14 protein-coding genes are annotated in these 9,031 nt (G+C 64.6%); 5 read left to right on the forward strand and 9 right to left on the reverse strand.

Features of this window, described 5'->3' with window-relative positions:
* Window positions 1-27: 27 nt before the first annotated feature.
* The 3 genes from LXE91_RS42685 to LXE91_RS42695 are packed head-to-tail and all read right to left on the reverse strand — an operon-like array spanning window position 28 to window position 1,034.
* On the reverse strand, window positions 28-354 hold the full coding sequence (locus LXE91_RS42685; protein ID WP_141716973.1) for a hypothetical protein: 327 nt from the start codon (window positions 352-354) through the stop codon (window positions 28-30).
* Between the two features lie 21 nt (window positions 355-375).
* Complete coding sequence (locus LXE91_RS42690) at window positions 376-807, reverse strand: TA system VapC family ribonuclease toxin (protein ID WP_069301955.1); 432 nt, start codon at window positions 805-807, stop codon at window positions 376-378.
* The gene (locus tag LXE91_RS42695) at window positions 807-1,034 is read right to left on the reverse strand and encodes a CopG family transcriptional regulator (protein ID WP_069301954.1); all 228 of its coding nucleotides are present in this window, start codon (window positions 1,032-1,034) and stop codon (window positions 807-809) included. The genes LXE91_RS42690 and LXE91_RS42695 overlap by 1 nt, the downstream gene beginning before the upstream one ends.
* A gap of 358 nt (window positions 1,035-1,392) precedes the next feature.
* Here LXE91_RS42695 and LXE91_RS42700 point away from each other — a divergent pair, with 358 nt between their 5' ends.
* From LXE91_RS42700 to LXE91_RS42720, 5 genes are all read left to right on the forward strand, one after another.
* On the forward strand, window positions 1,393-2,601 hold the full coding sequence (locus LXE91_RS42700; RefSeq protein ID WP_070162840.1) for a hypothetical protein: 1,209 nt from the start codon (window positions 1,393-1,395) through the stop codon (window positions 2,599-2,601).
* Between the two features lie 89 nt (window positions 2,602-2,690).
* Entirely contained in the window at window positions 2,691-2,933 is a 243-nt protein-coding gene (locus LXE91_RS42705; protein WP_069301913.1) for a hypothetical protein, read from the forward strand.
* Between the two features lie 125 nt (window positions 2,934-3,058).
* A complete protein-coding gene (locus tag LXE91_RS42710; protein ID WP_141716963.1) occupies window positions 3,059-3,463 on the forward strand; it encodes a hypothetical protein in 405 nt (134 codons plus the stop codon).
* Window positions 3,464-3,503: 40 nt separating this feature from the next.
* Window positions 3,504-4,073 (forward strand): hypothetical protein, encoded by a 570-nt coding sequence (locus tag LXE91_RS42715; RefSeq protein WP_141716964.1) that lies wholly within the window; start codon window positions 3,504-3,506, stop codon window positions 4,071-4,073.
* On the forward strand, window positions 4,070-4,507 hold the full coding sequence (locus LXE91_RS42720; RefSeq protein WP_069301916.1) for a hypothetical protein: 438 nt from the start codon (window positions 4,070-4,072) through the stop codon (window positions 4,505-4,507). The genes LXE91_RS42715 and LXE91_RS42720 overlap by 4 nt, the downstream gene beginning before the upstream one ends.
* A 46-nt stretch (window positions 4,508-4,553) precedes the next feature.
* On the opposite strand, the gene LXE91_RS42725 is transcribed toward LXE91_RS42720, so the two are convergent.
* The 6 genes from LXE91_RS42725 to LXE91_RS42750 form a co-directional block, all read right to left on the reverse strand.
* The gene (locus LXE91_RS42725) at window positions 4,554-4,694 is read right to left on the reverse strand and encodes a hypothetical protein (protein ID WP_174990674.1); all 141 of its coding nucleotides are present in this window, start codon (window positions 4,692-4,694) and stop codon (window positions 4,554-4,556) included.
* A gap of 108 nt (window positions 4,695-4,802) precedes the next feature.
* On the reverse strand, window positions 4,803-5,723 hold the full coding sequence (locus tag LXE91_RS42730) for a hypothetical protein (protein ID WP_069301917.1): 921 nt from the start codon (window positions 5,721-5,723) through the stop codon (window positions 4,803-4,805).
* Window positions 5,720-6,001, reverse strand: coding sequence for a hypothetical protein (locus tag LXE91_RS42735; protein ID WP_069301918.1), 282 nt, complete (start codon window positions 5,999-6,001; stop codon window positions 5,720-5,722). Before LXE91_RS42735 ends, LXE91_RS42730 begins: the two co-directional genes overlap by 4 nt.
* 89 nt (window positions 6,002-6,090) lie before the next feature.
* Window positions 6,091-6,447 (reverse strand): hypothetical protein, encoded by a 357-nt coding sequence (locus LXE91_RS42740; RefSeq protein WP_141716965.1) that lies wholly within the window; start codon window positions 6,445-6,447, stop codon window positions 6,091-6,093.
* Window positions 6,448-6,461: 14 nt separating this feature from the next.
* Window positions 6,462-6,734: a hypothetical protein gene (locus LXE91_RS42745; protein ID WP_069301920.1), complete on the reverse strand. Its 273-nt coding sequence runs from the start codon at window positions 6,732-6,734 to the stop codon at window positions 6,462-6,464.
* Window positions 6,735-6,842: 108 nt separating this feature from the next.
* The gene (locus tag LXE91_RS42750; RefSeq protein ID WP_278068200.1) at window positions 6,843-8,903 is read right to left on the reverse strand and encodes a phage integrase family protein; all 2,061 of its coding nucleotides are present in this window, start codon (window positions 8,901-8,903) and stop codon (window positions 6,843-6,845) included.
* Window positions 8,904-9,031 lie beyond the last annotated feature (128 nt).

Raw genomic sequence — 9,031 nt, forward strand, 5'->3', positions numbered from 1 at the left:
CAAGCAAATCAGTCGGCCCCTCCCCGGTCAGAACAATGACAGCTGCCGCGGATCGCGTTCTCGCACCGCGAGTGGACGCGTACCCGCCCCGACTCGACGCAGCCGCACGATCAGCGGCACGACCGTGTTGCTGACGGTGAGCGTGACTTCATACGCCGTCAAATCTGGCGTATCGAACGTCGGCACCCGCTTCCAAATCGGCCGCCAGTCGAGCTTGCGCATACGCGCGTGCAACTGCTCCTTGCTCGGTCCCGGCACGGATGCCGCGACAAACTGCGCAAGCGGCGCTGGCACCCGCTCCGGCGGGAACGAGTCGGGAAGTCCGAACGAAACCAGTTCAAGCGAAGCTGTCACGACTCGTGCTCCCATCGACGGTCAGGAAATCAGTTCGAGATGCTTGGCGCCATTCGGCACGGCGTCGACAACCAGGCGCCGATCGAAGGTCGCCAGCTTGCCCTTGTGTACGCGCGCCAGCGCCAGCAAGTACGTATCGGTCAACTGAGCCGACGACAGTAAGCGCGTGGCGTCGACGTGCTTCTCGTCCAGCAAGCTCACATCATCCGGCCAGAACGTGTGCCCGGCGTGCGCCCGCAGTTGCGCGACGAGCGGGGCGACGGAGGCCGGCGACCCCATCGTGTTCGGATACTTCGGATTGCCGATAATCCGCAACACGCCGTTCTCAGTCAGAGGGCAAGTCGACCATGCGGCATACCCTACCCGGCCAAACCATGCATGCGCCGGTTCGTGCTGAACATGAGCAGGATCCAGCAAGGCGATAAGGACGTTGACGTCGAGCAGGTAGGTCATCAAAGTGAATCGTCGCGAAGTTGATTGACGGTGTCGAGCGTGACCGACCGGGCCGTCGCGGAGGTCGGCATCAACGGCAGTCCGTTACGGCTCGTCTGGTTGGTCGTCGTGCGTTGCAATGCGGCGCGCGCGAGCTCGGAAATGACCTTGCCGATACTCGTGCCGGGCTTCGCACGCGCCCGTGCGAGGGCGAGGATGTCGTCATCGATGTCGATAGTGGTACGCATAGGGCTCTCCTGGTGAGCATCAAACATCAAGCATCACCCATTGTACCCCACTCACATCAAACATCAAGCATCGCGCATCATTTCTGTTGTAAACCCCGTTGGCGGGCGGTATACTGGCTGCGTACCTGAAACAACAGGTGCCGGGTTTGGCGACCCGAACGGTTAATGCGCACAGCCGCGCTCAGCGGCTTTTTTGTGCGAAGTGCCTGTGCACGTCGGTTTCTATGGGCGGGCCTGGGTGGGGAGACCTTCGGGTCTGCCGGTGTTCATTAGCCGCCGGTTCGCCAACCCCGCTCTGCGCCCGCTCACCCCGTTTGGCGACGGGGATCGGGTTGACTCCCAGCTAATGAGGCCGCACATGCACAGCCACCCTTCCGACCGGCGTATCGCGTCGCGCTCTACCCTTCCCCGTCTCATCGCGTTGATCCTCGCACTCGGCGCCACGGGCACGTCCGCGTGGATCTCGATCGTCGCCGGCATTGAACGCGGCGGCACCTCGGCCGAACGCGCCGCATGGGCCGCTGTCGCGCTCGTGGTGCTACTGGCCGCTCACCTGCTTCCCGCGCTGACGCGCGGCGAGCCGTTGCTGATCAAGCTTCCGGCCTTGGCGCTTTGGGGGGTGTGCCTCGTCGGCACCGGTTACGGTCACGCAACGTTCTTCCTGGCCGCCCAGCAACATGCTGGTGCGCAACGTGCAGGCGCCGTCGAGCCCGTACAACCCGGTGCACTGCCGCCAGTTGGGTCGGGGCGTGCGCGTGATGTCGTCGCGCGTGACCAAGCACGCGTCACGGAGTTACTCGCCAATGCGCGCGCCGAACAGTGCGTGTCGCGCTGCGCCCCGTTGCGTGCTCGGCGCGAAGCGCTCGCGGCCCAGCTGGCTGCGCTCGGCGTCGAGGCTGATATGGCACATCGACGCGAACAGGTAGCCGATCGCGCAGAAGCCGTGCGGCAACTCGTCCGTGCACGCCAGGACAAGGCCCGCATCGACCCCGTCACGTCTCGGGTCGCACAAATATTCGCCCTCTCGCGCGATGGTGTCGATCTGGCGATCGCCCTGCTGTTCGGCCTGCTGCTCGAATGCGTCGCCTGCCTGGGTTGGTTGCAAGGTCTTCCGCGGCGTGCCGCTACCCCGGTCATCGAGAGTCACGACGACAAAGTCACGCGTGACTCATCGGTCATGCCGAGTCACATCGCAGTCGTAAGCGGTCACGAACGCGCTGAATCGCCCGCCACCGTTGAAGTCGCCAGTCACGACGCTCCGGCGCTCAGTTCGATCAGCGCGCCGGCGGCCGACGATCTGCCAGTCCCGGAATCGCTCGTGACCGTGATTGAATCAGAGGCGTTGGCGTTGGCGAATGCCATCGCGGCAGGGCAGGTCCGTCTGACCGTTGCGGATATTCGCCGCCACGTGCGCTGCTCGCAGGCGAAAGCGGCGCAGCTGCGCCGCGCAGTGCTCGCGATGCTGGATCCGATCCCGCACCGAGACAGCGCACCATCGTCCGCACTCCGTACTACGCCATCCCGGCCGAGACTCGTCCACTCGGCATCACCGAGTCGCGCCGCGTAGCGCGTCGCGAATTCAACAAGACTTTCAGATGACACGTCGATGTTCCGACGTGTCGAATCGACTTCAAATGCGTGAAGGGAAAGCGAACGATGGGCTACGAGAATCCGCTTCTGAAACTGCCGGCAGGGCAGGCGCTTCAACGCCTGCCGGCCGAACTGCGCGCTCCGTTGGAGGCCGTATTGCGCGAGCTGCGCGACCAGGCAAACGCCGAGGCCGAGAATGCCTGGCGCCGCCGCAAAGGACCGATGGCCGCGTACTGGCGGGCGGTATCGACCTATGCGCGGCATACTGCACACGCACTCCGTCAGGGGCGACCGAAGGCCGAGGACTGAGCATCAGCGTCTCGAAATTCGCCACGACGTTCCGTCCGCGCCGAGCAACACCACCTGCGCCGATTACGGAGTCGCGTGGATGCGCTACAGTCTTGAACAATCGAACAATGACTGCGAGCATCGTCATGGACTTCCGACAATTGGTGTGGGTTCAGCACCCCATCGGCTCCGGCTGGACCGATGCGCCCGATCCGGTCATTTGGGCCGCCGTCGACAGGCTCGACGCGGTGTGGCGGGACACGCCCGAGTATGTCGGCGTGAACGGCTCCGGTTCCGACCAGGAAGGCAAATACGAAGCGGTCGGCACGTTTCTGCGATGCGCAATCGGGACGCGCTCAATATTCATCCCAACCGTTTCCATCGAGAACGGTACGGCCATTTTCACGGATGGACGCCATCGATTTGCCTGGCTGCGCGATCACGGCCTGCGAGCGTTGCCGGTCGAGGTCGACGAGGACTCCGTCGAGACCTGCAGGACTTGCTTTGGGACCACCGAGCGCGTCGGGCGATTCGATCCCGTCGCGCGATAGAGCGCATTCGATCGAACCGAGGAAAGACGGAGGCTTTGCCATGTCACTCGCATCACTGGATCCAAGGTTCGTGCGACGGGTCTGTTTGCTCTGTTGCCACTGCGTGCGCAACATCGCTTACTACCGCATGGGCTTCGTAAACGAGGACGGCACCGGTGTTCTGAAACAACACATGGAATTCGGCAAGACGGTCAACAGCAACATGCTCGATATCGCGGTTCTTGAGTGGTGCAAGCTATTCGCCGATCGCAACGCAGTTCATCACTGGAAGCGCGTCATTCGAGATGACACTGAGCAGCAACGCTTTCTTGGCGACATGTTGCTGGATGCAGCGACGAGTCTGAACGACTGGAAGCGCTATCTGGACACGGTGCGCGTCTACCGTGACAAGTTCGTCGCTCATCTGGACGACCTCGACGAGATGCACACTCCGTCGTTGGCGGTCGCATTGAAATGCGTCCTCTTTCTGTACGCGCACATCCGCGCGAACTACCCTGTGTCAAGTCTCGCGATGCCGCGTCGCGCACGGCTGCCAGAAAGCCTCTCGGTCTACTACGAGGCCTGCCGTGACGAAGCCCGGCAGGCCTACGACGCGGGGAGAGGTGTATGAACGATCACTCCTGGTCACTCGTGATCGCCGGATGGGGCGCGGTCCTCTCGACGATTCTCGCGGTAATCAAGTGCTGCGAACTGTGGCGAGACCGGCATCGTATCGACATCGGATATTCGTTTTGTAGCGACGAGCAGGAGGGAAACACGATCACGATACGCAACGTTTCAGGACGCCCCCTCATCCTGTGCTATTGGGAGCTTCAGCTTCGTGAGGGGCGCTGGCCATGCGCGCGATACAACACATTTCTGACCCCCGAGCCCGACGAGGTGAGCGACTGTCGGATCGAACCGTATTCGAGCTACCCCTTGGTTTTTTCCGACGAGAGTCACTTCGACAAGGACAAGGTTGCACCTTCCGGCAGCCCCTTGTATATCCGCTTGCATTTCGCTGGCCATCGGCCGGCGAGATGGGTGGCCTACCCGGGATCCTAGCTCTCTGCGCGAAAACGCCGTTGCCGCCAATCGGTGCCAACCAGACTCACCAGCGCCACCGTTCACCCGCGACCTCGGCCCACGCCTCGGTTTCCGACGTACAACGATGCTGCTCGGCGGTGAGCGCGATCGCGACCAGCAAGTCGTCGACGCGCCGGTCGAACGCGTCGTCGTCATCGATCGGCACCTGCTACACCGTCACGCCGTCGCGGGTCGCGCGTTAGACGCATCCGACCGAACTGAACAAAAGAAAAAGGGGCTTGCTATTTCTCTCGCATCCCTCAATCCGAGCGCCTTAGGTCGTACCCAAGCCCGCAAGGTAAGCCTCAAATTGAGCAACCTCGGCCGGCTCCGAGACGAGCGTCGCGAGTGGAGCGAGATTCTCGGGCGTGAGCAATGCGCGACCCATCCGGATCGCTTCGCCGGCGCGCTCCAATGAGAGTTCGACACCGCCGCACCACTTTGACCAATGACTCAGTTGCGATGGCGACAAATTGTCGATGTCGAGCCCGGCGAACGCCTTGAGGTTCGTCTCCAAATCCACGATCAAGATCTCACGCAGATCGTTTTCAGACCGCAGTGCGTCCAGGTGCTCAACGCGACCGACGACTGCCTCAACGTAATGCGGCCGCTTCACCGCGCGGCCCGACATCGCTTCTTCGCGTTCGATCTCCTCGCGAGTCGCTTCGCGAACCCCCATCACCTCATCGCCGCCTGTGCGCAGCAATTGAACAACGCGGCGCACGATCGGGGCGGGGCAGCCGGCGTTGAGCAAGAGCAGAGGACGAGTTTTTTTGTGCACCCAATCGGCGCCCGGCGCGCCGGCGCCACCTTTGCGCATCCTCGCGACCGAGGCGTTGATTTCGTCGAGGCGAAACGAGAAGCTCCAAAGCCTTTCGCGATGTTCCTTGGCTGCAATATCCCGCGTGAATTGGCTCAACATCGTTTCGAAGTCAACTCCAAAATACACGCGGCCGCAATCCTTCCCAATGTTGGTTGTGCGCCCATCTTTGGTCGCAACGAGGTAACCGCGGCCATGTAGTGTGCGGCAATTCGATAGACCGCACGGGATTTTGTCTCGCAAGGCATAGCTGCCAATGATCGCCTCGAGCTCATGAGCGTTCGGATCTAGTTGCCCATCAAAGTCCGGCCTCGCCTGGATGTCGGCCCAATCGTGTATGCGGGTAAGTTCCTTTTCGCCATTGAGCGTAATCATGCCGTGCCACCTCCTGCGTCTTTGGTCTTCCGTCGTTCATACGCTGGCTTATGCGCCTTCGTCTTGTAGTTGTTGTCGATCCACCCTCTCGCCCATTCGATACCGCGTTCGTAGGCTTGGGCACGATAGACACGATTGCCGAGGTCGGTGAATATGAACCGCTCGTCACCCCGCGAGACGATCACACCCGAGACGAAGAGTCGCTGCTTCGCCAAAATGGTCGGTGACGCCTCGATCTTCCACCCTTCGTACTCCGCGAACCGGTTCACGCGTTTCATCGCAACCTCCGGTGACTGCTTCGTTCCTGCTTTCCTATCGGCCGCCCATTGCATGCGACGCTGCGCATGCGTGACTAACTCACGAGTCGTCACGCGGCGCCCTTCGGTCCATCCACGACACTTTTCAACACGTCCATCGTTCTACTCTGAAGGCGTTCCATATGCTTCGGTTCAGGGCGCCACATACCGATCGCATTGCGCGTGACGTCAAAGCCGATTTGAAAGATGATCGCCAACGCCTCATCCGCGGTAGGAAACGTCGCCGCGCCGTCATCGCTTGCGTCGACGTCCTTCCGCTTCACCGCGACCAGAGAATCCGTGCGCCCCGTCTCGACGAGTAACACACACCAGCCGCCGGCGATGCGTTGAAGCATGAAGTCCGAAATGAGGCCCCCCGCGCGCTGGGCGCTCGCGGCCTCGACAGAGATGGTACGAACTTTCGTCACTCGATTCACCAATCCTAGTTTTCGTTAGCGTACTCGTGAACCAGTTGATTCATGTCGGCGATCTGCGCCAGCGTATCAGCGATGCAATCCGCGATGACGGCCTCACGTTCCCGCTCATTCAAACCGGTAATTTTCGCGCGGAGTCCTGCCTCCAGCACATCGGCCAAACTGAAATCCTGATCGTGGCCGGTGGCGCACTGGGTGCCCTTGACGATCCACAATCGGACCTCGGTGGGACCGAGGCTCACACATCCCGCCCAGCCAGCTTGGGCGTTTGGATCCAGCATCTCTTTCGGAACTCCTCTCATCGCTATCCTATTTCGAGTTACCCTGTTTGCGCCCCGCATTCAGCACGCCCCACGAAGCCATCGTTGCCCGGGCCGATCATGTATCGCTCACCATCGCCACCGCTCGCCGGCGACCTCCGCCCACGCCTCGCTTTCTGACGTACAGCGGTGCTGCTCGGCGGTCAGCGCGATCGCGACCAGCAGATCGTCGACGCGCCGGTCGAACGCGTCGTCGTCATCGAACGGCACCTGCAGCACCGTTACGCCGTCGCGGGTCGGCGTGCGCGCGACGCCAGCCAGCACCTCCCGCTCGACGCGCTCGAGCACCCGGGCCCGGCCGCGGCCACTGGCGCGCTTCGGCTCGACCTTCAGCGTCACGTGCACGGCGACCATCCGCGCTGCGCTGGCTGGATCCGCGGCGACCGGGTGCGACGCCAGGCTCGGCGCAACGCGCGGGACGGCCACAGGCGTCGTGGTCACGCCCGCGCCGTCGGCCCCGTCGAGCGCCGCGTTGAAAAACGTCTCGACCGACTGGAACTGGCGCACCGCATCGGCCTTGGTGTAGAGCGTGGTGGTGCCCAGGCTTGCATGGCCGAGCAGCTCCTGCATGTCGCGGATGTCGGCGCCGGCGTCCAGGCCGTGGTTCGCGAAAGTATGGCGCAGCCAGTGCGTGCTGGCCCGGCGCAGGTCCGCGGCCGCGTTCGGATACGTGATCGCCAACTGGTCGGCGGCCCGCGCAAAAATCCGCTTGAACAGCCAGCCGAGCCCGTCCGGGTGCAGCGCCTCGCCGGTCACGAGATGGGCGATCAGCGGCGTGTCGGCCGGCGCGGTCTCGAGCTCGAGCGGCACCGGTCGGTGGCGCAGCTGCGCGCGCAGCGCGTCGATCAGCCGCCGTGGCATCGGCACGGTACGCGCACGCCGACCCTTGCCCATCACACGCAAGCTCCATGCGTCATCCAGCGCGCCGTCGAGCGCGGTGCGCGACAGTGCGCCGATCGTCGCCGCGGCGAGCTCGGCGCGGCGCAGACCCGTCGCATAGGCAAACAGCAGCAGGAACGCGTCGCGTGCATGGGCCGCCTGGTTCGTCGCATGTTCGCCCGAGCGGTCGAACGCCGAGACGGGCCGCAGCACGGTCTGGAGCACGTATTGCCACTGCGCGCGGGTCAGCGTGCGGCCGGTCGCGTCGATCGGCACCGACGGCGCGGCCGGCAGTCCGGCGAACGGATTCACGCGCAGGTACTGCTGGCCGACCAGCCATGCGCCCATCGCGTTGAGGATCCGCCGTGCGGTATCGCGGCTGCGCTCCGACAGCGGGCCGACGAACGGCCGCCAGGCCGGATCGAACCGCTCGACGCGACCGCGCCCGATCCAGCGCGCGGCGGGTTGCGGATCGCGCAGAAAATGGTCGAGGTATTCGGCGCAGTCCATCGTGTTCAGCGACGACAGCGGCTTGCCCTTGGCGACGATCGCCCACAGCAGCAGCCGCTCGGCTTCGCGCCGGTACGCGCGGCGGGTCGCCTCGCTACGCGCGCCCCGCGTCGCGATCCACGCGTGGACCGCCTGCAGGTCGGTGTTGAGCTCCGCCTGGTGCGCGGGCACCGGCGCGCGGTTCAGGCCGGCCGAGCCGTCGAGCGCGGCCGGCACGCGCAGCGCCTCGAGCGGCACCACGTCGCCGCCCGATCCAACCCCCGCGCCCGGCACCGGCTGCAGCGCCGGGTGACCGGCGGCCAGCTGCCGGCGCGGCGTGACCGCGAGCGGCGACAGGTAGCCCAGCGTGTCCGGGTGCTGCGCGATGAAGTCGGTGAGGCGCTGCGCGCCCACCTTGCCCAGGCGCGGCACCGCGTTGTACCAGCGCTGGCGTCGCGCACGCATCAGCGCAAGCAGCTGCGCGAAGGTAGTGACGCCGGCGGCCGCCAGGCGCTCCACCAGCCGGGCGTCGAACCAGCCCTCGAGCGTGTGCTCCAGCTGCGGCGCCTCGACGAGACTCGCCTCCATGCGCGCAAGCGCCGCGTCCTGCCGTTCGCGCAGGCGGCGATTGCGCGCGACCTTGCGCTCGAGCGCGGGCGACGACGCCGGCGGATAGGTTTCGACGTACAGCGCGACGAGCTCGCGCTCGCTGTAGAACGCGTCCGGGTCCACCGTGGCGCGGAACGCCTCGAGCGTCGGCACCTCGACCGCCCGCCCCTCGGCGCCCCCCGCGTGCGCGTCGCGCGGCAAGCTGCCGGGTTTGAGGCGCAGCAGGTGCGCGGCGTCGACGTCGCGCGCAGACGCGCGGCGATCGTGAACGTGTCGCGCAG

This window comes from Burkholderia contaminans (assembly GCF_029633825.1).
GTDB lineage: Bacteria > Pseudomonadota > Gammaproteobacteria > Burkholderiales > Burkholderiaceae > Burkholderia > Burkholderia contaminans.

What these genes read in the sequence shown, in the direction of transcription:
- LXE91_RS42690 (WP_069301955.1), bottom strand. Translation starts at nt 807, where the DNA reads ATGACCTACCTGCTCGACGTCAACGTCCTTATCGCCTTGCTGGATCCT.
- LXE91_RS42695 (WP_069301954.1), bottom strand. Translation starts at nt 1,034, where the DNA reads ATGCGTACCACTATCGACATCGATGACGACATCCTCGCCCTCGCACGG.
- LXE91_RS42700 (WP_070162840.1), top strand. Translation starts at nt 1,393, where the DNA reads ATGCACAGCCACCCTTCCGACCGGCGTATCGCGTCGCGCTCTACCCTT.
- LXE91_RS42705 (WP_069301913.1), top strand. Translation starts at nt 2,691, where the DNA reads ATGGGCTACGAGAATCCGCTTCTGAAACTGCCGGCAGGGCAGGCGCTT.
- LXE91_RS42710 (WP_141716963.1), top strand. Translation starts at nt 3,059, where the DNA reads ATGGACTTCCGACAATTGGTGTGGGTTCAGCACCCCATCGGCTCCGGC.
- LXE91_RS42715 (WP_141716964.1), top strand. Translation starts at nt 3,504, where the DNA reads ATGTCACTCGCATCACTGGATCCAAGGTTCGTGCGACGGGTCTGTTTG.
- LXE91_RS42720 (WP_069301916.1), top strand. Translation starts at nt 4,070, where the DNA reads ATGAACGATCACTCCTGGTCACTCGTGATCGCCGGATGGGGCGCGGTC.
- LXE91_RS42730 (WP_069301917.1), bottom strand. Translation starts at nt 5,723, where the DNA reads ATGATTACGCTCAATGGCGAAAAGGAACTTACCCGCATACACGATTGG.
- LXE91_RS42735 (WP_069301918.1), bottom strand. Translation starts at nt 6,001, where the DNA reads ATGAAACGCGTGAACCGGTTCGCGGAGTACGAAGGGTGGAAGATCGAG.
- LXE91_RS42745 (WP_069301920.1), bottom strand. Translation starts at nt 6,734, where the DNA reads ATGCTGGATCCAAACGCCCAAGCTGGCTGGGCGGGATGTGTGAGCCTC.